Source organism: Streptomyces sp. YJ-C3, from assembly GCF_053891275.1.
Window position 1 is genome coordinate 3,617,236 of the sequence record NZ_CM132685.1, and the last position, 22,615, is coordinate 3,639,850.

A 22,615-nucleotide genomic window follows, 5' to 3' on the forward strand; every position below is an offset into this window, starting at 1 on the left:
GACACCGGGCGGCTCCGGATTTTCACCCGCCCGAAGCCGCCTCCGTCTCATGCAGCCAGTGCAGTCAGGCCAGCAGGGAGCGTCGGGAGTAGGAAACCGTGGGAACGATCGGGACGTACTTTGGTGAGCGCGGCGCCGGGATGTAGGGGCGCGGCGGGGTTTCGTGGTCCGGCACGGCGGGTGGCCGGACACGGCAGGCCCGGATCGCCGTCCTCCATAGGGCTCCGTACCAAACGTTGCTGACTTGGTTTCGCCAGTGGAATTGTGCATGGTCTGCGTGCCGAGCGGGCCGCCCGGCTTGTAGATCCAGCTGGTCCCGTACGGTGCCGGCCGCCCCTCGTCGTCGCCCGTCCCTCGCCCCGCGCCCCCATCCGCGCACCCCTCCAGCACGCCCGTCGGCGCGCCGGGGAGCGGACCTTGGGTTCCCGGTTCCGCGCCGGGCGGCCCGCGCCGGGAGGGCTCGCTCCCCGGCACGGGCGCCCGGAACGGAACCGGCGGACGGTTCAGCTGCGGTGGGCGCCGGAGAACTGAGGGGAGGCGATGGCGAAGTCGCCCGGGTCGACGCCGCCCTCCTTGGTGTCGTCGTTGGCGAAGACGAACGCCTCGACGGGCACGTCGCGTTCGGCGCTGAGGGCCTGGACGAGTTCCTGGACGACGGCCGTCTCCAGGACGACGCGCGGCGCCGGGTCCGTCCCGGGCAGCCGGACCACGCCGAGTGCGTCGCCGGCCTCGACCTCCCGGGTGGTGACGAGCAGCGTCAGGTGACCGGCGCCGGACAGCGAGCGGGCGAGCTCGACCTCGCGGCCGTCGCCGAACACAAGGTGCAGTGTGTTGCCCGCCGACTCCATCTCGCCGTGCAGGTAGTTGCGGGTGACGGAGGCGGCGGCGGGCAGGCGCGGCACCTCGCGCAGCAGCAGGGCGGCCTCCTCGGCGGTGGCCCGCGAGGCGCCGGAGGCCACGCAGTCCGCGGCGACGCAGGCGGCGGCGCGGGCCCGCAGCGGCGCGATCGTGGCGGCTGCCCGCTCCCGTACGGTGCGCAGCCGGTCCGCGATGCCGTCCCACGGATCACCGGCGCGACCCGCGACCGCCCCGGCGAGGAGGTCGAGGGCGACGACGGTGCCGGTGAAACCGACGGTCGAGGCGTACGAGTCCGGTTCGTTGCCGAGATCGAGCGTCAGTCTCGCGAGGTCGCCCAGCGGGGACGGCGCCACGTTGATCAGGGCGGCGGTGCGCACATCACCGGCCGCCCTGAACGCGGCGAGCGTCTCCGAACTGCGCCCGGACTGCGACACGCCGATCAGCGCGTCGGTGTCGAACCCGCCGAGCCCGTCCTCGATCTCGCTGGCGAGCACCCGCTGGGCGGGCACCCCATGGGCGCGCAGCACCGCGACCGGCACGGCGAGCGCGGCGTACGAGGCGCCGATCCCGGCGAACAGCGGCCTGCGGGCGGCGGCGAGGTCGCGGGCCGGTCCGGAGAGCTGCGCGCGGACGTGGGCCGTCACCCGCTCCAGGGCGTCGGGCTGCCGGTCCTGGCCGGTGTGGAAGGTGATGCGGGAGCCGGTCATGGGGGTTCCTTTCGGCGGCCCTGGCCGCGGGCGGCGGCTCGGGGCGCGGGTGGTGCGGTCGTACGGCGTCGTGGGCGGGCGCGTCAGCCGGTCGGCGGGGTCGCGGGGCCGGCCTGCGGTGACGCGGGATTGGTGGGCGGAGTCACGGGGCCGGTCGCGAGGCCCGGGGCCTCCGCTGCGGTGGCCACGTTCTCCTGCTCGCGCGGGGGCGGCACGGCGGCCTCCCCGGGGTCGTCCTCGCGTTCCCGGCCCGGGGTGGGCAGGTCGAACCGGACGATGGCGAAGCGGAAGATCCCGTAGTAGAGGAGGGCGAACAGCAGACCGATCGGGATGAGCAGCCACGGCTTGGTGGCGATGCCGAAGTTGAGGACGTAGTCGATGGCGCCGGAGGAGAAACCGAAGCCGTCGCGGATACCGAGCGCGTAGCAGACGCCCATGGAGACGCCGAAGAGCACCGCGTGGATGGCGTAGAGGACGGGCGCCACGAACATGAAGCTGAACTCCAGCGGTTCGGTGACACCGGTGACGAACGAGGTCAGGGCGACCGAGATCATCATGCCCTTGACGGCCTTACGGCGCTCGGGCCGCGCGGTGTGTGCGATGGCGAGGGCGGCGGCGGGCAACGCGAACATGTAGATCGGGAAGCCGCCGGTCATGAACTGCCCGGCGCTGGGGTCGCCGGCCAGGAAGCGGGCGATGTCGCCGTGGGCCTCGGCGCCGGTCTGCGGGTTGGTGTACGAACCCGCCTCGAACCAGGGGAAGAACGAGAAGAAGTGATGCATCCCGATCGGGATGAGCGCCCGCACCACCAGGCCGAACAGCCCCGCGCCCCAGGCGCCGGTGCCCACCAGCCACTCGCCGAAGTGGAAGAACCAGCCGCCGACGACCGGCCACACCAGGCCGAAGACGAGCCCGGTCACGACACCGGCGAACGCGCTGAGGATCGGCACGAGCCGCCGGCCGCCGAAGAAGCCCAGCCACTCCGGGAGCTTGGTCCGGCTGAAGCGCTGGTAGAGCAGGGCGCAGATCAGGCCCATCACGATGCCGCCGAGCACCTTCGCATCCTGCGGCTGGCCGTCGACTCCCTTGGGGAAGGCCGGGCTTGCGAGGACGTTCTTGAAGACGAGGTAGCCGACCGCTGCGGCCAGCGCTGTCGAGCCGTCGGACTTCTTGGCGAAACCGATGGCGACACCGATCGCGAAGAGCAGCGGCAGGTTGTCGAAGACCGCCTGGCCGCCGGCGCTGAGGATCATGCCGAACTTGCGGATGACCTCGGGCAGGGCCTCGCGGCCCAGCAGGTCGTCCTTGCCGAGCCGCAGCAGGATCGCCGCCGCGGGCAGCACCGCCACCGGCAGCATCAGGCTGCGTCCGATCCGCTGCATGACCGCCATCACGCCGCTTCCGGCACGCTTCGTCGCGTGAGCCGTACTCATCTGTCTTCCTCCGTGGGACTGGGGAACACTCCCAAGGTATGCGGAGGTCTGCAACTGGTCAACACTGGTATTAATGAAGCAGACCAAAAGCGAGCCACGTACCATCGGGAGAGCGACCTGACGGGCTCTACTGGTATGCGGTGGTATGGTTCAGGTTGTCGAACCGGAGGAACCCGTATGTCGGAATTGGGCCCAGCCGCCCCCACCCCGCGCCGTGGCAGCGGTGCCGCCCCGCTGTGGGAGCAGGCCGCCGATCTGATCCGCGGGGAGATCGCGCGCGAAGGACTCGCGGCGGGCGACCGGCTGCCGTCCGAGCGTCACCTGTGCGTGCGCCTGGCCATCTCCCGGGTCACCCTGCGCAAGGCGCTGACCCACCTGGTGGAGCAGGGGCTGCTGACGGCGACGCACGGCCGGGGCTGGTTCGTCGCCGCGCCCGCGCCCGCCCGCGAGTGGCCCAACGACTTGGAGTCCTTCACCGCCACCGCGCGGCGCAAGCAGATGACGGCGAGTTCGCTGGTGCTGACGCGGGAGCGGGTGCTCGCCACCCTCGACGACGCGGACCGGCTCGACGTCCCGGCCGGCACTCCGCTCCTGCGCCTTGACCGGGTCCGCTTCCTCGACGGCGTACGCATCGCAGTCGACCGCACCCTCATCGTCGACCGGGCCGCTCCGGGCCTGGACGAGGTCGACTTCACCTCCGCCTCCCTCTTCGCGGAACTCGCCGTCCGCGGGGTTGTTCTCGACCACGCGGAGACGGCCATCGAGGCCCGCGCCGCCGATCCGGAGCTCGCCCGAGAACTCCAGATCGCGGTGGGCGCGCCAGTGCTCAGGCTCGACCAGACGATCCGCGGCCGGGACCAGCGGCCGGTACTGCTGTCGACGGTCGACTACAGCGGCGAGCGCTATCGGCTGCGTACCACGTTCCCCTCGCGCTGACCGGACTCATCCTTCCGCGCCGCATCGCCCGTCCCGCCCGCCACATGTCCCGTGGGCGGGGGCCGATCGCCCCTGATCCGCTCGGCGGAGGGCCCGGGTGGTGTCCTCGGTGAACAACTGCTGGCTGTGCGCGGCCGGGTACGCGACTTCCGTGTAGGTGAGGGCGTCCTGAGCCCGCACTTCACGGATCACGTCGCCTTGATGGCCGTCTCAAGACTGCGGCAGCACATAGGGCTCCGGTAATTCCCGGGGGGAGGGGGGCTGCGTCGAAGTAGCGCGGCGACTTCTCCCAGGGAAGGGGGGCGCCTTGACCTACGTCAGCGCGTATATGCGGATGGCCACCACGTCCTCTCCCTCGGGGCGGGCGAGACCGACGAAGACCGTCTCGGCGAGCCAGCGGTGGGCTGGGGCGTCGGTGCGGAAGACGGGGTGGGTGCGGTAGTAGTGGCCGGCGTGGGTGACCTGGAGGTCCGCGTCGTACTGGTCCGGGCTGTCCGGCGCCGGACGGTAGTAGCCGCGGTTGACGATGTCTATGACGGCCCCGTCGTCGGCCTGAAGGAGATAGCGGGCGTCGAGTTCGCATACCTCGCCGCGCGTGCTGCTCCAGTCGCCGCCGCCGGGGAGGACTTTTCCGCGCAGCAGAGGACCGTCGACGGTGCCGCCGACGATCGGGGTGAACTCGGTGACCTCTCCGTCGCCGTGGCCGATGTGCAGGGACGGATCAAGGTGGGCGCGGATCTCGAACGCGTAGGTCAGGGCGGGGGAGAAGGGCATGGCTGAACTCCGTTACGAGGTCGGTGGGTTGGTGTCGGCGGAGGGAAGGCGGCGGCTGGGTCTCCAGCCGCGCCGTGGCACCGAGTCGAGCAGCTTGCGGGTGTACGGGTCCTGCGGCTTGTCGAGCACGGAAAGGGTGGGTCCGCTCTCGACGACACGTCCGCGGTGCATGACGACGATGTCGTCGCAGATGTGCTGGACGATGCCGAGGTCGTGGGTGATGAACAGATAGGAGATGTCCGAGCGTTCGCGGATCTCCCTGAGCAGCGCGATGATCTGCGCCTGCACGGACACGTCCAGGGCGGCGACCGCCTCGTCCAGGATCAGCAGGCGCGGCTCGACGGCCACGGCCCGTGCGATGGCCACCCGCTGCCGTTGCCCTCCGGACAGGGAACGCGGCAGCGACCGGGCCTGCGGTGCGCCGAGCCCCACTTGGTGGAGCAGTTCGGCGGTGCGGCGGCGCAGCTCGTCGCCCCTCAAGTCGGTGTGCAGCGTGAGGACTTCGCTGATGCTGTCCGCCACGCGCTGATGGCGGTCCAGCGATGCGTACGGGTCCTGGAACACCATCTGTACGCATCGGGCGAAGCGTCGGCGTGCGGCGGGTCCCGCCCGGCGCCCGGGCAGGGCCTGTCCGTCCAGCCGGAGCGTGCCGGCTGTGAGCGGCTCAAGGCCGGCGATCATGCGTGCGGTGGTGGTCTTGCCCGAGCCCGACTCGCCGACCACGGCCAGCGAGGAGCCGGGCGCCAGGGTCAGGGTGATGTCGTCCACGGCGACGAAGTCGCCGAAGGTCTTGCGCAGGCCGACCGCCTCCAGGGCGGGCGATGCGGCGTCGTCAGTCATGTCGTGCGCTCCTGTCCTGGTCGCCGTGCAGGGTGGTGGGCGAGGGGAAATGACAGGCGGCCGAGCCGTGTTCGACCGGTGCCGGCTTCGGGCTCTCGCTGGCGCAGATGTCCTGGACGGCCGGGCAGCGTGGCGCGAAGGCGCACCCCCGCCCGGCCTCGAACGCCGACAGTGGCCTGCCGCCGATGGTCCGCAGAGGCTGCGCACCGGCACCGGGCTCGGGCCGTGACGCGAGCAGAGCGCGGGTGTACGGATGCGCGGAGCCGTCGTGCAGCCGTGCCGCCGGCACCTCCTCGACGACGGAGCCCGCGTACATGACGGCGATGCTGTCGCAGACGGCCGTGGCCAGGGCCAGGTCGTGGGTGATGAACAGCATCGCGAGGCCGCGCCGAGCACGGGCCTCGTCGACGATGGCCATGACCTCCGACTGAGTGGTGACGTCCAGGGCGGTGGTGGGCTCGTCGGCCAGCAGGAGCCGGGGCTCACCGAGCAGCGCGGCGGCGATCATCACCCGCTGCAGAAGCCCCCCGGACAGCTCGGCCGGACGCTGGCGAAGGCGACGGGAGGCGTCGGCGATGCCCACCTCGCGCAGCAGGTCCACGGCCTTGGCCTCGGCACTCCCGCGGCGCTCTTCGCGCGTGGCGATCAGTCCCTCGGTGAGGAAGTCGCCGATGGTGCGCAGCGGATTGATGTGCGCCCGCGGATCCTGGAAGATCATCGCGACGTCGTGGCCGCGCAGCGCACGCAGAGCCGCCGGGCCCATGGCGGTGACCGACGCCCCGGCGAAGCGGACCTCACCCTCGACCCGGGCGCCGGGCGGCAGCAGCCGGAGCACCGACCGGGCGGTGAGCGACTTTCCCGAGCCGGATTCCCCGACCAGCCCCACGGCGCTCCCCGCCGGCACGGACAGATCCACGCGGTGGATGACGGGACGGTGCTCGCCCTTCACCGGGAGGGTGACGCGCAGCCCGTCGAATTCAAGGAGCGGTGTGCTCATCGGTCCTCTCCCAGCAGTCGGCGGGACAGGGCGCCGCCGAAGAGGTTGCAGGCGATGACGAGGACGACGATGACCAGGCCCGCGTACAGCGCCTGTGCGGGCTGGCCGGCGAGGATGCCGGGCGCGCCGTTCGCGACCATCAATCCCCATTCGGCGGTGGGTGGTTGGGTGCCGAGGCCGATGAAGGAGAACGCCGCCACGTCGAGCAGCGTGTAGCCGAAGGAGGTCGTGGCCTGCACCAGGATCAGGGGCAGCAGATTGGGCAGCAGATGGCGTAGGCAGATCCGTCGCCCCGACATGCCGAGCATGCCGAGGGCGGAGACATAGGGGAGGGACCGCTCCCGCAGGGCTGAGCTGCGTACGACGCGGGCGATGTAGGGCAGGTACGCGATCGAGAGGGTGGCCACAGCGATGTGCAGACCCGCTCCGAAGACCGCTGCCCCGACCACCGCCAGGACCAGACCGGGAAACCCGAAGATCAGGTCCAGGAAGCCGGACACCAGACGGTCGTACCAGCCCCCGAGCCACGCGGCCGACACCGCGAGGCCTGTGCCGGCCAATCCGGCGATCACGGTGATCAGGGCCGGAGCGAGAAGGCTGGGCCTGGCTCCGTACAGCAGTCGCGACAACAGGTCGCGGCCGGTGTCGTCGGTGCCGAGCCAGTGCGCCGCCGAACTGCCCTGGGAGACCGCCAGCGGGTCCACGGCGTTCGGGTCGTAGGGCGCGAGGAGCGGCGCGGACACGGCGGCCAGGACCACGAGGGCGACGACGGCTCCGGAGGTGATCAGCATGCCCCGGCCACGGGTGAGGGCGCGGAAGCGGCCCGTGGAGGGCCGCCCTCGGGACAAGGACGCCAGTTGGTAGGTGCTCACCGGTCTCCTCCCAGAGCGACGCGATGGTCCAGGGCGGCGGTGACCACGTCCACCACGGTGTTGATCACGGCGAACGCCACCACGGTGAGCAGCGCCACCGCCTGCACGACCGCCAGGTCCTGCTGGGCGGCGCTGCGGATCAGCAGGGCGCCGACACCGTTGAGACCGAAGGCCTGTTCCACGATGGCGCTGCCGGCGATGAGCCCGGCGACGGCCACTCCGGAGACGGAGGCGATCGGCGCGGCGGCGTTGCGCAGGATGTGTTTGCGGATGACGACGCGCTCCCCGATGCCGCGGCTGCGGGCCGTCTGCACGTGTTCGGAGGCGAGTTCGGTCCGGACCGACGACCGGGTCACCTGGGCGACGTAGGCGAGCCAGGAGGCGGCGAGCGCGACGGCGGGCAGCGTGAGGTGTTCGAGCCGCCCGGTGAATCCGGATCCGCTGCCGTACGCCGGGAGCCAGGCGAGCCGTACGGCGAAGAGCCAGATCAGGAGCGTGGCCATGACGAACACGGGGACGGCCATGAGCGTGGTGGAGGCCACCGTCATGGTGGTGTCGGTCAGGCGGCCGCGCAGGGCGGCCACCGTGCCCGAGGTGACGCCGAGGACGACGATGAGCACGGCGGCGTACACGATGAGGAACACGGTGTTGCCGGCCCGGTCGGCCAGGAGGTGGGTGACGGAGTCCTGGTAGCTGAGCGACTGACCGGCGTCCCCTTGGACGATGCCGGTCAGCCAGCGCCAGTAGCTCTCCAGGAACGGATCGTCCAGGTGGTACTGCCGGTGGATCTCCGCGAGCAGTCCGGGGCTCGGCTCCTTGCCGCCGCCCACCAGCAGCGTGGCCGGGTCGCCGGGGGAGAGGAACAGGGCGCCGTAGACGGCGACGCTCGCGACGAGCAGCGTCACCGCCAGGGCCGCCGCGCGCCGGGCGACGAAGCGGGCGATCACGAGGTGGCCTTCCCGGTGCCGCCGAGGTAGGCCGCCCAGGGCATGTTGAGGTAGGCGAAGGAGGCGGGCGCGCCGCTGAGCCGCTTGTTGAGGAACAGCCGCTCGTAGGGTGAGGCCAGCGGCACCACCGGCAGGTCCTTCGTGTACAGCGCCTGTGCCTGGTTGAAGAGGGCTGCCGAATCGGCGGGCCGCAGGGTGGCCTGGGCCTTGCCGAGGAGGGAAGTGACCTTGGCGTTGCGGTAGTTGGTCCAGTTGAACGGCGAGGTGGGTGACGTCATGAGCTGCGCGTACGAGAGGGGGTCGGGTATCTCGACGTAGCCGAGGACCATGGTCGCGTCCAGGCCCTTGCGCAGGGACGGGTCGAAGAACAGACCCGACATCTGTGTGGGCTGGAGCTGCTTGATGACCAGCTTGAGGCCGATCTTCTTCGCTCCCGCCTGGAGGAAGGTGAGGGTCTGCTGGGACTGCTGGTCGCCCGCGGCGACGGCGACATTCAGGGTGCGCCGGGCAGGATTCGCCTGCGCGATCAGCTTCTTGGCGCGCTCGACGTCGACCGCGGGCACGGCGGGGAGAGCGTCGTAGCCCTTGGCGTAGGTGTCGGCGGCGTCGCCGTGCTGCCACACCAAGGGCGGGTTGAACGTCTTGAGCTGCTGAGCCGCACCCGCGTACACGTTTTTGACGAGGGACTTGTGGTCGAGGACGAGGGACAGCGCCTCGGCGACCCGGTGGTCGGCGAGGGGCGAGCCGGTGCCGATGGCGGCGATGAAGTTCGTCTGGGCCGAGGGCCCGTGGTAGAGCGTGCCGACGGATGACGCGGACAGCGCGCGGGCACCGGAGGAGCTGATCTCGTAGCTGCCGTCGACCTGTCCGGACAGCAGGGCGCTGGTCAGGGTCGAGCCGTCGGTGATGAACTTGAACGTGAGCTTCTGGACCTTGGGCCTCAGGGATGTGTCCCAGTAGTCGGCGTTGCGCGTGGCCGTGATCGATTCGCCGGGCTTCCACGAGCTCAGCCTGAACGGGCCGGTACACATCAGACCGCCCTTGGCCGTGCCGTAGGAACGGCCTGCGCGTTTCATCGCCGCGGCCTCGTTGACCGTGCCGAAGCTGGTCGCGAGCGACTTGAGGAACATCTCGTCCGGCCTCGTGAACCGGACCGTCACTTGGTGCGCGCCGGACGCGGTGATCGTTTTGACGTTGGCCAGCAGAGTCGCATTGACGCCTTGGGTCGCGGGGTCCTTCTGGCGCAGGAGTCCGGCGACGACGTCGTCCGCGGTCATGGGGTGGCCGTTCCAGAACGTGACGTCCTTGCGCAGGTTCAGGACCAGCGTGGTGTCGTCCGGGCGGCTCCACGAGGAGGCGAGGCCCGGGCCTGTGGTGTAGTCGGGCTTCAACCGCAGCAGGGAGTCGCAGAGGTTGGCCTTCACGGTGCTCGGCGAGTAGTCGGCGATCTTCGCCGAGTCCAGCGTCCTGGGCTCGCCCATGGGGAGGTTCCAGGTGACGCTTTCCAGGGGCTTGGTCGCCGCGGGTGTGCGCAGGGTGAGCTTCGGGGCTTCGGGCGCCGACTCGGTGCCGGAGCCCGAGCTACAGGCGGTCGCCGACAGCAGGACGCACAGGGCGCCGATGGCGGTGCGGTTGGTTCGGAGAGTGGTTCTGGGAGCCTGCATGAGGGAGCTCCTCAAAGGAGACGGATCGCTGCGGTGGATTCCTTGGCGCGGGGTCGCGCGGTGGTGCGGGTGAACCGTCGGGTGTGCGGACGGCTCAGGGAGCGGCCGGCGGCACGACCGTGACGGTGAGGTGCGAAGGGCGTACTCCGCCGACGTGCAGGGTCTGCACGCTCGGTTTCGCGGTGAGCGCTGTCCACGGGTTCTCCCCGGTGCCCGGCGCCGGCAGGAACAGCGGATGATCGCTGCTCGCCAGGACCAGCGTCAGCCGGTGACCGGGCCGCAACCGGTAGCCGGTGTGCCCGAGTTCGACGCGGATCTCGTCCGCGGCCTCACTCGCGTGCACCGAGATCTGGCCACGGGCGACGAGCCGGGCCTGCCCGTCCGGAGCGAGATCGACGACCCTGGCGAACACGTCGAACACCTCGGCGGTGCTGGTGACATGCAGTCCCACGACGACCGGGCCCGCGAGGTCGAGAGGTTCCGACAGCACGGGACCGGAGAAGGCGAGGACGTCCTCCCGCCCGACCATGAGTGACAGGTCGGGGTGGACGCGCAGATAGGCGAACGAGTCGTCGACCGCCGAGGGGACCGGGTCGTCGGGATCGTGCGTCCACCGCACGGTCGCGCCCTCGTCGACCGGGTGGTCGCTCAGTGAACCGCCCGGCAGCGGGCTGCTCGCACGGACGGCATCGGCCAGCCAGAAGGTGCGTTCGGTGCTGTCGGGCGGTGGCCACTTGGTCGAGGTGCGCCAGCCGGAGTGCCCGAGCTCCCAGCTCACCTTGGACAGCGAGGAGAGGGGACGTACCTCCTTGAGGAACACGTCGAAGAACTCGATGGCCGGGTTCGCGTAGTCGGGCAGCATCCGGTCCAGGGCGCCCTCGTCGGTGTTGTGGTCGTTCTCGGCGGAGACCGGAGCCTGCGCCAGGCGGTAGTTCTCGTGGTCGACCGCACCGGCCCACAGGTACTGGACCGCGTCCCAGCCGGGCCGGGACGCCAGTTCCATGTAGTCCCGCATGTGCGCGCTGACGATGTTGTCGAACCAGCCGACGCAGTGCAGCACCGGGACGGGCCGCGCGTCGAACGGATGCAGGCCGGGCTGCGTGGACAGACCCGCCTGTCGGGGGGCCAGCAGATCGAACCAGAGCGAGCGCGCCCCGATCGCCCGGAAGGCCTCCTCGTACTGCTCGATGACGGGCCGTCGGGAACGGTCGATCGCGTACTCGTAGGACTCGTTGTCCACCCAGTGGTGGGCGAAGTACTCGACGCCCTCCAGCCAGACCGGTGCGCGCTGCCCCTCGGGCTGCCAGATCGTGTTGAAGTCCGCGGCGGTCACGCGCGGCACGATGGCGCGCAGCGCCGGGTGCTGCGCCGCGACGGCGGCCCACTGGGTGAACCCGTAGTAGGAGTCGCCGAACATGCCGACGCGGCCGTCCGACCAGGGCTGGTGCACGATCCACTCGAGGGTGTCGTAGCCGTCCTGTGGTTCACGCAGGAAGGGCACCGTGCTGCCACCGGAGCGGAACTTGCCGCGCACGTCCTGCACCACCACGGCATAGCCGCGGGCGGTGAAGAGGCGGGCCACCCGGTCGAGATACACGTACCGGCTGTTCTTGTCGTAGGGGAGGCGGACCAGGACGGCGGGGACCGTTCCCGCGCCCTCGTCCGACGCGGGGAGATAGACATCGGTGGCCAGGCGCACGCCGTCGCGCATACGGACCATGTACTGCCGGGCGTCCTCGGGGACCGGTGCCGCGCTGATCCGCTCGAAGGGAAAAGGCATGGGGCATCTCCAGCCAAATGAAATACAACAGTGTTGTGCAACGCTGTTGTATGACAACATTGCAGCTGTTCTTCACCTCGTCAACACCCGTCGACAACCCCTTGAGGTCAATGACATGCCGATCGAAGTAGACGCAGTGCGGCGGCTCGACGAGATCGCTGCCGCCACCATCGACGTGGCCCGTGAGCGAGGGGTGCGTGCCGTGACCATCCGGGCCGTCGCCGAGAAGCTCGGTGGATCGACGGCCATGGTCACCAACTACGTCCGCAGTCGCGCCGATCTCATGGTCAACGCGCTGCGCCGCGCGGAGCGGGAGTGGGGCCGGGAAGTGGAGGAGCTGCTCGACGGGGTGGGCGGGCCGGAGCGGCTGCCGGCGCTGGCCCGCTGGATGTGCACGACCGCGGACGACGACGAGGTCATGCGGCGCCTGCTGATGGAGATCGTCGGTGCCGGGTCGGGCGCCGGGACCGAGCTGAAGCAGGTCCGCACGGTGGCCCGCGCCCAGCACGCGGAACTGGTCGAGGTCGTCGCCGAAGCGGGAACTCCCGCGCCGGAACTGGCCGCCGACATCCTGCATCTGCTCTTCCGCGGCTACTGGCTCTCCACGCTGGAGGACCCCGACGGCTGGACGTCCGAGCGCGGGACGCGTACCGTTCTCGCCGCGGTGGAGCTGCTGGGGTCGGGGAAGCAGGCCTGACGGGCTCGTGGCCTTGACAACCCGCTGGTGGGGGATGAGTCTGAGCACGCGATGCAACGTTGTTGTATGACGCCGTTGCATTTTCTGGTCGGAGTGGTCCTCCTCCGACTCTCCCCGCACGCGGCCGGTTCTTCGTGAGGCGCGGGCACCCCCCTTCTCAGAGGTGAGAGGCGATCATGGAAAACCAGCACCCCGCAGCCGAGTTGTGGCAGCGCACGGCCACCGATCTGGCGGCGGCGATCCGTACCCGCGAGGTCTCGTCCGTCGACGTCGTACGGTCCTGCCTGGACCGCATCGAGGAGACCAACCCCCGCCTCGCGGCCCTGGTCGACCTGCGCCCCGAGGAGGCGCTGGCCGATGCCCGCCGCGCGGACGAGGCCGTCGCCGCGGGGGCCGAACTCGGCGCGCTGCACGGCGTACCGGTGTCTACCAAGATCAACACGGATCAGCGGGGCCACGTCACCAGCCATGGGGTGGCCGCTCTCGCCGGACCTCCCGCGCAGGACGACGCGGCGTGCGTGGCGGCGCTGCGCGAATCCGGCGCCGTGCTCCTCGGCCGGAGCAACGCCCCTTCCTTCTCCTACCGTTGGTTCTCCACCAACGACCTGCACGGCCGCACCCTCAACCCCTGGGATCCGGAGCGCACGCCGGGCGGTTCCAGCGGCGGCGCGTCCAGCAGCGTTGCCGCGGGCATGACGCCGATCGCGCAGGGCAACGACATCGGCGGCTCGATCCGCTATCCAGCCGCCTGCTGCGGAGTCGTCGGCATCCGGCCCACCGTCGGCCGGGTCTCCGGATGGATGCCGCCCGCGTACGCCGACACCCCGGCCGGCCGGGTGCAGATCGACTTCCCGCCCACCGTCCAGATGTGCGCGGTCGAGGGGCCGTTGGCCCGGACCGTGGCCGACGCCAGACTCGCGCTGGACGTCATGACGGCGCCCGACCTGCGCGATCCGGTCGGCATACCCGTCGCGCCCGCCCGTCTGCCGCAAGGAGTGAAGGCCGCGGTCGCCGTGGTGCGGGGGATCGGCACGGTCAAGAACCACCCGGCCGTCGAGCGGGCCATCGACGAGGCCGTCGCCCGGCTCACCGCCGCCGGCCACGAGGTCGAGGAGCTGGACGGACTTCCCCTGCTGGCGGAGGCCGCGCGCATCTGGTCACTCCTCATCTACGAGGACTTCCGGCCCATGCTGCCGCTGGTGGAGAAGGTCGGCGACGAGGACATCCGCACCTCGCTCGCGTACTCCTTCGCCGCGGCGGCGAACGAGTGGGGGGAGCGCCCCGGGCTGGAGACCTACATCCAGGGCTGGGCGCGCCGGGCCACACTCGTCACCCGGCTCCAGCAACTCCTGGGCAGCGACCGGATCCTGCTCACCCCGGTCTCCGCCGAGCTGCCGTTCGAGCAGGACGCCGACATCGCGGGACCGGAGCGGGCTGCCGAACTCGTCGCCGCCCAGTGGCCGATGGCCGCGGTTCCCGTCCTGGGGTTCCCGGCCGTCACGGTGCCGTCGATCCTCGACGACGGGTTGCCGGTCAGTGTCCAGCTCATCGGCGGACGCTTCGCGGAGGACCGGATCCTCGATGCCGCACAGGTCATCGAGGACGGCGCGCCCGACCTGCGACCGCCGCTTCCGCTCGGCCGGGGATGAGGGGCCGGTCCCGTTCGGGCCGAGCCCGTTCGGGACCCTGCGACCGTCAGACCGGACCGGCGGCCGTGTCGGCGGGAACAACGTCCAGGACGGCGTCGGCCACCTGCCCGGCAGGGCCGTCGTACTGGGCGGACAACTTCCGGAACACCTGCTCGGCGCGGACCGCGGGCCAGTCCTCCGGAAGATGATCCGCGGGCAACCGTGGTGTGGACCGCACCAGTTGGAGCCAGTCCGTGTGCAGCAGCAACTGCCGGGCGAGATCGTCGGGCGCGGCCGGCATCGGCCGGGGCGTGTCCCACGCCGCCAGAAAGGCGCGGCTGCGCGCGGCGATGGCGGCCGTGTCGAAGGCCCGGTCGAGGAGGTGTGCCGCCTCGGTCGGCTCGGCCGCCTGGGCCCGCAGCACATTGAGATGACGGTCCAGATCGAGCCCGGCGACGACGGTGGGTACATCGATCCGGCCGGGTGCCGCCCACAGCCCGTTCTGCAGCGGACCGAAACCGGCCCACACCAGGCGCGAGCGCAGATCGTGGCGCAGGCTGCGCCGGCTCTCGGGCAGCGAGAAACCCACCAGGGTCCAGGTGCCGTCCCAGTCGGGCTCGACGACCGAGCCGCTCCAGATCCGGTCGTGACCGTCCCGCAGTACGTCGACGGCGCGCTCGGTGAGCCCGAAGTACATTTTGCGGCCGCGCCGGTGACGGACCAGCAGATCGCGCTTGACCATGCGGGCCAGCGTGGAGCGCGCCGCGTCCTCGGACACCTCCAGACGTGCGAACACGTCGATGACGCTGCCCGAGTAGACCGCGGTGCCGCGCCCCAGAACGTAGAGGCCCAAGAAACTGAGCATCAGCGACTGCGGGCGCGCGGCGGTCGCGGGCCCGTCCTCCTCGTCCCTCACGGAATTCACGTCTGTCCTGGTCACGGGCGTCAGTGTAGGGCTTCCCTCTAATGTTCGGCAGAGTATTGACGACAGTCGTAGAACTGCCTAACGTCAAACGCATCATCCCCCCTCCCTCCGACAAAGGACCGTGCACATGGATCTGTCGAACAAGGTCGCCGTCGTCACCGGCAGCGGGCAGGGACTCGGACTCGCCTACGCCACGGCACTGGCCGCGGCCGGCGCGGCGGTCGTGGTCAACGACGTGGACGCCGCGAGCGCCGACCGGGCCGTCCGGCAGATCACCGCCGCCGGCGGACGCGCGGTCGCCGAAGTCGTTCCGGTCGGCGGCACCGAAGCCGCCGAGGCGCTGGTGTCGCGCGCCGTGGACGCCTTCGGCCGCCTCGACGTCATGGTCACCAACGCCGGGATCCTGCGGGACCGGGTGCTGTGGAAGATGTCCGACGACGACTTCGACTCCGTCGTGGACGTGCACCTGCGGGGCACCTTCACCTGCGCCCGGGCCGCAGCCGTGCGGATGCGCGAGCAGGGAGAGGGGGGCCGCATCATCACCGCCTGCTCCCCGGCCGGCCAGCGCGGCAACTTCGGGCAGACCAACTACGCCGCGGCCAAGGCCGGCATCGCCGCCATGACCCGTACCTGGGCCATGGAGCTGGCCAAGGCGGGCATCACCGCCAACGCGCTGGTACCGGTCGCGGCCACCGGAATGACCCGCACCATCCCCGCGTTCGCCGCTCACGTCGACGCCCTGGAGACGCGTGGCGAGCCGCTGCCGGACCAGCTGCGCAAGGGCGAGGGCTTCGGCACCCCCGAGGACGTCGCGGGGCTCGTCGTCTACCTGGCCTCCGACGCCGCCTCCGACGTCACCGGCCAGTGCATCGGCATCGGCGGCGACAAGCTGGCCCTGTGGTCACACCCGCAGGAGGTCAACAGCGCCTACACAGAGGGAGGTTGGAGTGCCGACGCGATCGCCGCGGCCTGGCCGGTGTCCGTCGGCCGCGAGCCGCAGACCTACGGCATTCCCGCCCCGAAGCCCGTCGGGGTCTGACCTCACACTCGTACGACGAAAGGTGAGCCGACGATGACGTCGCCCAACCTCGACGAACTGGTCGCGATCGACGTACACACGCACGCGGAGATCTCCAAGGACGGCCACACAGCCCTGAGCCCCGACCTGCTGGGAGCCTCGGCGGACTACTTCAAGGCGCACGGACACCGGCAGCCGACCATCGACGAGATGGCCGCGTACTACCGGGAGCGGCGGATGGCCGCCGTGGTGTTCACCGTCGACGCCGAGCACGCCACCGGGCATCCGCGCATCGCCAATCAAGAGATCGCCGAGAGCTGCGCCGCCCACTCCGACGTACTCATCCCCTTCGCCAGCATCGATCCGCACCGGGGACGGGCCGGCGCGCGCGAAGCCAGGCGCCTGGTGGAGGAGTACGGGGTGCGCGGCTTCAAGTTCCATCCGAGCATCCAGGGCTTCGCCCCGAACGACCGCCTGGCCTACCCGCTGTACGAGGCCATCGAAGAACTCGGCGTCCCCGCCCTCTTCCATACAGGGCAGACCGGCATCGGCGCCGGCGTGCCCGGAGGCGGCGGTATCCGCCTGAAGTACTCCAACCCGATGCTCGTCGACGACGTCGCCGTGGACTTCCCGGAGCTGCGGATCATCCTGGCCCACCCGTCGTTCCCCTGGCAGGACGAGGCGCTCGCGGTGGCCACGCACAAGCCGTACGTCCACATCGACCTGTCCGGCTGGTCGCCGAAGTACTTCCCGCCGCAGCTGGTGCGCTACGCGAACACCCTGCTCAAGGACAAGGTCCTCTTCGGCTCCGACTACCCCGTCATCACGCCGGACCGCTGGCTGGCGGACTTCGAGCGGCTCGACATCAAGCCCGAGGTGCGACCGAAGATCCTCAAGGAGAACGCCGCCCGCCTGCTGGGTCTCGGCAAGGACTGAAGGGGGTCACCATGCTCGACCAAGGCATCGGCTCCTGGCCGGCCCGCCGGGCCCGCAAGACCCCCGACCGCGTCGCCGTCGTCCACGAGGACCGGCAGTGGACGTACGCGGAACTGCACCGTCGTGTCCTGCGACTGGCCGACGCGCTGCGGGAGCTGGGCGTACGGCGCGGGGACCGCGTCGCCTATCTCGGCCCCAACCATCCGTCGTTCCTGGAGACCCTGTTCGCCGTCGGCGCGCTCGGCGCGGTGTTCGTGCCGCTCAACACCCGTCTGGCCGCTCCCGAACTCGCCTTCAACCTCACCGACTCCGGCAGTCGCGTGCTCGTCCACTCCCACGAGCTGTCCGAGACCGCCGAAACGGCCGCCACCGGGGCCGGGGTCCACCACCGCATCACCCTGGGCGCACCGTGCGCGGACGCGCTCGGGTACGAGACACTGCTCGCCGCCGCGTCCGACCTGCACCTGGACGAGCTCGTGTCACCCGACGACCCCTGCATGATCATGTATACGTCGGGCACCACCGGCCGCCCCAAGGGAGCAGTCCTCTCGCACGGCAACATCGTCTGGAACAGCGTCAACGTCCTGGTCGACACCGACATCGCCGGCGACGAGGTGACCCTGGTGACCGCCCCGCTCTTCCACACCGCCGCCCTCAACATGACGTGCCTGCCCACCATCCTCAAGGGCGGGAAAGTCGTCCTGCTCGGTGCGTTCGACCCCGACCGCGTCCTCGAACTGATCGAGACCCGGCAGGTGACCTACCTGTTCGGCGTCCCTGCCATGTACGACGCGCTCACGGCTGCGCCCGGCTGGGCGAGCGCCGACCTCTCCGGCCTGCGCCACCTCAACTGCGGGGGCGCACCCGTCCCGGACCGCACCATCGCCGCCTACCTGGCGCGCGGTCTGTCGTTCAGCCAGGGCTACGGACTGACGGAGGCCGCCCCCGGCGTCCTCTACCTGGACAGGGAGCAGGTCCGTGAGAAGGCCGGATCCGCCGGCGTCCCGCACTTCTTCACCGACATGCGCGCCGTACTGCCCGACGGCCGGGACGCGGACGAAGGGGAGACCGGCGAGATCCTCGTCCAGGGACCCCACGTCATGACCGGCTACTGGGGACGGCCCGAGGCGACGGCCGACGCGTTCACCGACGACGGCTGGCTGCGCACCGGCGACCTGGCCCGTCTCGACGGCGACGGTTTCGCGTACATCGCGGGCCGGGTCAAGGACATGTTCATCTCCGGCGGCGAGAACGTCTACCCGGCCGAGGTCGAGAACGCGCTGCTCGCCCACCCGGCGATCGAGGAGTGCGCCGTGATCGGCGTACCGGACGCCCGTTGGGGCGAGGTGGGGCATGCGGTCGTCGTTCTGAAGGCCGGTGCCCGGGCACGGGAGCAGGACCTGCTGGCCTTCCTGCACGGCCGGCTCGGCAAATACAAGATCCCCAGATCGCTCGCCTTCACGGACGCGCTGCCCCGAACCGCCTCCGGGAAGATCATCAAGCCTCGGCTGCAGGCGAGCGATCAGCTCTCCTGAGCCAGCCGCAGCACCCCCTCACTCATCTGCCTTTCGAGAGGACCCCTCATGCCCACCACCGCGCGCGGGCTCGACGAGCTCAGAACACTGGGCGGCCGCGACCTCGGCCGTACGGCCTGGCTGGAGATCACCCAGGACCGGGTGAACACCTTCGCCGACGCCACAGGAGACCATCAGTGGATCCACACCGACCCCGAGCGGGCCGCGGCCGGCCCCTTCGGCGGTCCCATCGCCCACGGCTATCTCACCCTGTCCCTGATCATCCCGATGTTCAGCGACCTGCTGGAGATCTCCGGCATCACCATGAGCGTGAACTACGGCCTGGAGAAGGTCCGTTTCCCGAGTCCGGTCCTTGTCGGCGCCAAGATCCGGCTGCACGGGACCGTCGACTCCGTCGAGGAGGTCAAGGGCGACGGGGTGCAGATGCGGTTGACGTTCACTGTCGAGACCGAGGGCGGCGCCAAGCCGGCGTGCGTCGCACAGGCGGTGTACCGCCACTACGTTTAGCGGTACGCCGCAGTGCCGTTTCAGATGGTGCCATTTCGTTCCGGCTTTGGTCACCGGCCTCTTCAGCCAGCGGTTCGTAGGGCTGTCGGGCGAGCTTCAGAACCCGGCACGTCACCATGACGAGTAACAAGGTTCTTCGTCTGCTGGTGGTACAGCAGTTGCCCCCATGTCGACCAGGCAAAACGGTAGTTGGCGCAGCCTTCGGTCGAGGGCTGGTCCGGAGTTGGTCCGGATTTTGGTCTGGTGGCGCCGGTACAGGGCATGCTGCGGCTGACGTGCCGGGGGGAGAGGAGGGAGCGAGCGGGACCGGATGGGGTGGATGGTCGGCTCCCGGACGCCGGCTTCCCGGGACAGAGGGTGAGGGGCATCGGGGATCCGCTGCCAGGCCCCATCGGCGGCCCAGCGGAGCGGGCGCTTGTGAGCGGTCTGGAATGCATGGAGTTGACGCTGTTCCGGCCAGGGCGATGCAGTGCGGTACTTCCACGCAATCGCTTCCAACGTGCGGCGTTGGTCAGCGCACCGCCGTCCACGCACTGGTTCGGCCGGCATCAGGAGCACGACCCGGTACTGGCATCTGCGCAAGCTGCTTGTCAGTGGGGCCTGAGAGGATCCGGTCAACCCCTCCCCGAGTCTGCTTGCCCTCGGCCGGTGCGGGTCCGGACAGGACCATAGCCCTGCCCGTCACCGTCTCCGGTGCGGCCCTTGGTGAGGACTGAGGTGGCGCGCTACGGAAGTCCCGGGGGATTGACCTGGGATGCGGTGACCGCCTCGCCTGCCAAGTGCCAGCGTTTGACGGCCTTGCCGTAGGTACCGTTGTCGATCAGTTCGCTTATCGCCCGGCTCAGGGGAGTGGCGAGCCCGTTGCCCTTCTTGGTCGTGGCGGCTATCCAGCCTTCGCGGCCGGGCCCCGCCCCGGAGTAGGTGCCGACGATCTCGGTCTGGCCGGCATCGGCGACGTGGTAGGCCACCGACGGATTGGAGCCGAGGTAGACGTCGATCCGGCCCGAGCGCAGGGCCAGGTAGACATCGCTCTGGGTCTGGTAGTACTTGACGGTCACCGGCTTCCTGCCCGCGCGGGTGTTGTCCTTGCTCCACCGCGTGATCAGCTTCTCCTGGTTGGTCCCCGGATGCACCGCGACGGTGCGGCCTGCCACGTCTTTCGGGCCCCGCACAGTCAGCTCGCTCCCCTTCAGCGCCTCGAAGGCCACCTTGTCCTGGCGGTAGGAGGCGAAGTCGTACTTGCGCTTGCGCTCTTCGGTATCGGTGATGTTGGCGATGGCCACGTCGTACTTGCCGCTGTCCAGGCCGACGAACATGTTCTCCCATGACACCGTGTGCAGTCGGAGGTCGAGCCCCAGGACGTCGGCGACGAGGCGGGCGAGATCCGGCTCCATGCCGATGACGGTCTTGTTGTCGGTCGCGTAGAAGCTCAGGGGAGGCGCGAGACCGGCGAAGGTCACGACCTCCAGAGTCCCTCGGTCCCGGACGGCCTTCGGAACCGTCGAGGCGATCGCTTCGGTCCGGTGCGTGCGTAGGGGGCGGAGGCCGGCTTCCTTGCTGATGTCGCCGACGCCGTCGGACGCCCTGCCATTGGGGGAGTCGGCGTCCGGAGGGTTGGCACAGGAGGAGAGGGCGAGAGCCGTGAGGCAGAGCGACACGGCCAGAGCCCGTACGGAGCGGAGACGAGACACACGTGTTCCTTGAGGCTTCGAGAGCGGGACTGCAGGACGAAAGGTGCTACAGGACTTTGGAGAGGAAGGAGCGAGCTCGCGGGTGCCGCGGGTCGTCCAGGACCGCGGAGGGGGGACCCTGTTCGACGATGACGCCGTCGTGCATGAAGACGACGGTGTCGGCCACCCGCCGGGCGAACTCGATCTCGTGCGTGACCACGATCATCGTGGTGCCGGCGCGGGCCAAGTCCTCGATGACGTCGAGCACTTCGTCGACCAGTTCGGGGTCGAGTGCCGAGGTGGGCTCGTCGAAGAGCAGCACTTTCGGCTTCAGGACGAGCGCCCGAGCGATCGCCACCCGTTGCTGCTGACCGCCGGACAGCCGGCGCGGATACGTGTGGGCCTTGTCCGCGAGGCCGACCCGCTCCAGCAGCGCGTGCGCCTGTGCCGACCATTCCGCGCGACGTGCCCGCCCGGTGGCGAGAGGCGCCTCCATGAGGTTTTCCAGGACGGTCAGATGGGGGAAGAGGTTGAAGTTCTGAAAGACGAAGCCGACCTTCGCGCGCTGCCGCAGGATCTCCTTCTCCGCGAGTTCGTGAAGACGTGTGCCGGATCTGCGGTAGCCGATCAGCTCGCCGTCGATGGTGACCCACCCTTGATCGGCCCGCTCCAGATGGTTCACCACCCGCAACAGCGTCGACTTGCCCGAGCCCGACGGCCCCAGAAGGGCGGCCACTTCCCCGGTGCGCACCTGAAGGTCCACGCCGCGCAGGACCTGAAGGGTGCCGAAGCTCTTGTGGACGCCTCGCACGTCCACGGTCAGGTCGCTCACCGGGGGCTGCCGATCGCCAGGGCGTCGCGCTGACGCGAGCCAGAGGTGAGGTCGCGCAGAACACGCCGTGCGCGCTGGAGGGGAGTGGGTGGCGGAGTGCGGTCGAGGCCGCGGGCGAGCCGCCGCTCCACGTAGTACTGGGCCACCGACAGGACGGACGTCAGGGCCACGTACCACGTGGTGGCGACGAGCAGGAGCGGGATCACCCGGCTGTTGCGGCTGTAGATGACCTGCACCTGGTAGAACAGCTCGCCGATGGCCATGACGTAGACCACCGAGGTGCCCTTGAGGAGGCTGATGATCTCGCTGACGGCCGTGGGCAGGAGGGAGCGCAGGGCCTGCGGCAGGATGATCCGGCGTATCTGGCGCAGGCGGGGAATGCCCAGGGCGGCCGCGGCCTCCCACTGCCCGCGGTCCACGGCGATGACACCGCCTCGCACGATCTCCGCACAGTAGGCGGCCTGGTGCAGTGACAGCCCGATGACGGCCGCTCCCATTGTGCCGATGAGCGTGTTGCTGTCCACCGAGACGAGAACGGGGCCGAAGGGGATGCCGACCCCCAACTCCCGGTACAGAGCGCCCAGGTTGAACCAGAAGACGAGCTGCACGATCATCGGGATGGAGCGGAAGACCCAGATGTACGTCCAGGCGACCGTCCGCAGCACGGGGCTGTGCGAGAGCCGCATGAACGCGAGCACCGTGCCGAGCGTGAAGCCCAACAGTGTGGCGTACAGGGTGAGTTGCAGGGTCACGGCGACCGCGTTCACGATCGCCTCGGACAGCAGGTACGACGAGAAGACCTGCCACTCCCAGACCGGGTTCGTGAGCAGGCCGTGGGCGAACTGTGCCGTGAGCACCAGGACAGCGAGGGACGCGACCCAGCGGGCGCAGTGACGAGCGGGTACCACGTGAAGCGTCTCGGTCCCGTCGAGCGTCTTGCTTTCGGCGGCGCGGTCTGCGACGGGGTCGGGGGTACGTGTGACGGCGTCGGCGTCGCTCCGGCGAGGCGCCCCCTCCGTGGGCGGGGGATCGGTTCGGCGTGCCATGGCGTACTCCTTG

At 70.2% G+C, this 22,615-nt stretch carries 20 protein-coding genes and 1 pseudogene; 7 read left to right on the forward strand and 14 right to left on the reverse strand.

Annotated features, from left to right (window positions below):
• Positions 1–503: 503 nt before the first annotated feature.
• The gene (locus tag ACVHNB_RS15895; protein WP_428950514.1) at positions 504–1,565 is read right to left on the reverse strand and encodes an SIS domain-containing protein; all 1,062 of its coding nucleotides are present in this window, start codon (positions 1,563–1,565) and stop codon (positions 504–506) included.
• Between the two features lie 83 nt (positions 1,566–1,648).
• On the reverse strand, positions 1,649–2,998 hold the full coding sequence (locus tag ACVHNB_RS15900) for a PTS transporter subunit EIIC (RefSeq protein ID WP_456228403.1): 1,350 nt from the start codon (positions 2,996–2,998) through the stop codon (positions 1,649–1,651).
• 177 nt (positions 2,999–3,175) lie between these two features.
• Between ACVHNB_RS15900 and ACVHNB_RS15905 the strand changes: the two genes are divergently transcribed.
• Entirely contained in the window at positions 3,176–3,934 is a 759-nt protein-coding gene (locus ACVHNB_RS15905; protein ID WP_456228404.1) for a GntR family transcriptional regulator, read from the forward strand.
• A gap of 312 nt (positions 3,935–4,246) precedes the next feature.
• Here ACVHNB_RS15905 and ACVHNB_RS15910 read toward each other — a convergent pair whose 3' ends face one another.
• The 7 genes from ACVHNB_RS15910 to ACVHNB_RS15940 all read right to left on the reverse strand — a co-directional run bounded on the left by ACVHNB_RS15910 (position 4,247) and on the right by ACVHNB_RS15940 (position 11,808).
• Entirely contained in the window at positions 4,247–4,708 is a 462-nt protein-coding gene (locus ACVHNB_RS15910; protein ID WP_456228405.1) for a DUF3237 domain-containing protein, read from the reverse strand.
• Positions 4,709–4,720: 12 nt separating this feature from the next.
• Positions 4,721–5,548 (reverse strand): ABC transporter ATP-binding protein, encoded by an 828-nt coding sequence (locus ACVHNB_RS15915; protein WP_456228406.1) that lies wholly within the window; start codon positions 5,546–5,548, stop codon positions 4,721–4,723.
• Positions 5,541–6,545, reverse strand: coding sequence for an ABC transporter ATP-binding protein (locus ACVHNB_RS15920; RefSeq protein ID WP_456228407.1), 1,005 nt, complete (start codon positions 6,543–6,545; stop codon positions 5,541–5,543). Before ACVHNB_RS15920 ends, ACVHNB_RS15915 begins: the two co-directional genes overlap by 8 nt.
• A complete protein-coding gene (locus tag ACVHNB_RS15925; protein ID WP_428950508.1) occupies positions 6,542–7,417 on the reverse strand; it encodes an ABC transporter permease in 876 nt (291 codons plus the stop codon). Before ACVHNB_RS15925 ends, ACVHNB_RS15920 begins: the two co-directional genes overlap by 4 nt.
• The gene (locus tag ACVHNB_RS15930) at positions 7,414–8,364 is read right to left on the reverse strand and encodes an ABC transporter permease (protein WP_428950507.1); all 951 of its coding nucleotides are present in this window, start codon (positions 8,362–8,364) and stop codon (positions 7,414–7,416) included. The genes ACVHNB_RS15925 and ACVHNB_RS15930 overlap by 4 nt, the downstream gene beginning before the upstream one ends.
• Positions 8,361–10,028, reverse strand: coding sequence for an ABC transporter substrate-binding protein (locus ACVHNB_RS15935; RefSeq protein WP_456228408.1), 1,668 nt, complete (start codon positions 10,026–10,028; stop codon positions 8,361–8,363). Before ACVHNB_RS15935 ends, ACVHNB_RS15930 begins: the two co-directional genes overlap by 4 nt.
• A 94-nt stretch (positions 10,029–10,122) precedes the next feature.
• Positions 10,123–11,808 carry a CocE/NonD family hydrolase gene (locus ACVHNB_RS15940; protein ID WP_428950505.1) on the reverse strand — a complete coding sequence of 562 codons (1,686 nt, stop codon included), beginning with the start codon at positions 11,806–11,808 and terminating at the stop codon, positions 10,123–10,125.
• A gap of 115 nt (positions 11,809–11,923) precedes the next feature.
• On the opposite strand from ACVHNB_RS15940, the gene ACVHNB_RS15945 reads away from it, so the two are divergent.
• Both ACVHNB_RS15945 and ACVHNB_RS15950 read left to right on the forward strand, forming a co-directional pair.
• A complete protein-coding gene (locus ACVHNB_RS15945) occupies positions 11,924–12,505 on the forward strand; it encodes a TetR/AcrR family transcriptional regulator (RefSeq protein ID WP_428950504.1) in 582 nt (193 codons plus the stop codon).
• A 176-nt stretch (positions 12,506–12,681) separates the two neighbouring features.
• Complete coding sequence (locus tag ACVHNB_RS15950; RefSeq protein ID WP_456228409.1) at positions 12,682–14,154, forward strand: amidase; 1,473 nt, start codon at positions 12,682–12,684, stop codon at positions 14,152–14,154.
• A gap of 46 nt (positions 14,155–14,200) precedes the next feature.
• On the opposite strand, the gene ACVHNB_RS15955 is transcribed toward ACVHNB_RS15950, so the two are convergent.
• Positions 14,201–15,073: a PaaX family transcriptional regulator gene (locus ACVHNB_RS15955; RefSeq protein ID WP_428950502.1), complete on the reverse strand. Its 873-nt coding sequence runs from the start codon at positions 15,071–15,073 to the stop codon at positions 14,201–14,203.
• 112 nt (positions 15,074–15,185) lie between these two features.
• Here ACVHNB_RS15955 and ACVHNB_RS15960 point away from each other — a divergent pair, with 112 nt between their 5' ends.
• The 4 genes from ACVHNB_RS15960 to ACVHNB_RS15975 are packed head-to-tail and all read left to right on the forward strand — an operon-like array spanning position 15,186 to position 19,054.
• Positions 15,186–16,097 carry an SDR family NAD(P)-dependent oxidoreductase gene (locus ACVHNB_RS15960; RefSeq protein ID WP_456228410.1) on the forward strand — a complete coding sequence of 304 codons (912 nt, stop codon included), beginning with the start codon at positions 15,186–15,188 and terminating at the stop codon, positions 16,095–16,097.
• A gap of 33 nt (positions 16,098–16,130) precedes the next feature.
• Positions 16,131–17,012, forward strand: a complete 882-nt coding sequence (locus tag ACVHNB_RS15965) for an amidohydrolase family protein (protein WP_428950500.1) — start codon at positions 16,131–16,133, stop codon at positions 17,010–17,012.
• An 11-nt stretch (positions 17,013–17,023) separates the two neighbouring features.
• Complete coding sequence (locus tag ACVHNB_RS15970) at positions 17,024–18,547, forward strand: acyl-CoA synthetase (protein WP_456228411.1); 1,524 nt, start codon at positions 17,024–17,026, stop codon at positions 18,545–18,547.
• A gap of 48 nt (positions 18,548–18,595) precedes the next feature.
• Entirely contained in the window at positions 18,596–19,054 is a 459-nt protein-coding gene (locus ACVHNB_RS15975) for a MaoC family dehydratase (RefSeq protein ID WP_456228412.1), read from the forward strand.
• A 372-nt stretch (positions 19,055–19,426) separates the two neighbouring features.
• On the opposite strand, the pseudogene ACVHNB_RS15980 reads toward ACVHNB_RS15975, so the two are convergent.
• The 4 genes and pseudogenes from ACVHNB_RS15980 to ACVHNB_RS15995 form a co-directional block, all read right to left on the reverse strand.
• Positions 19,427–19,603 (reverse strand): annotated as a pseudogene (locus ACVHNB_RS15980) (transposase); the annotation flags it as partial.
• A 176-nt stretch (positions 19,604–19,779) separates the two neighbouring features.
• Positions 19,780–20,745: an ABC transporter substrate-binding protein gene (locus ACVHNB_RS15985; protein WP_456228413.1), complete on the reverse strand. Its 966-nt coding sequence runs from the start codon at positions 20,743–20,745 to the stop codon at positions 19,780–19,782.
• 46 nt (positions 20,746–20,791) lie between these two features.
• Positions 20,792–21,556 carry an amino acid ABC transporter ATP-binding protein gene (locus ACVHNB_RS15990; RefSeq protein WP_456228414.1) on the reverse strand — a complete coding sequence of 255 codons (765 nt, stop codon included), beginning with the start codon at positions 21,554–21,556 and terminating at the stop codon, positions 20,792–20,794.
• Complete coding sequence (locus tag ACVHNB_RS15995; RefSeq protein ID WP_456228415.1) at positions 21,553–22,602, reverse strand: amino acid ABC transporter permease; 1,050 nt, start codon at positions 22,600–22,602, stop codon at positions 21,553–21,555. Before ACVHNB_RS15995 ends, ACVHNB_RS15990 begins: the two co-directional genes overlap by 4 nt.
• Positions 22,603–22,615 lie beyond the last annotated feature (13 nt).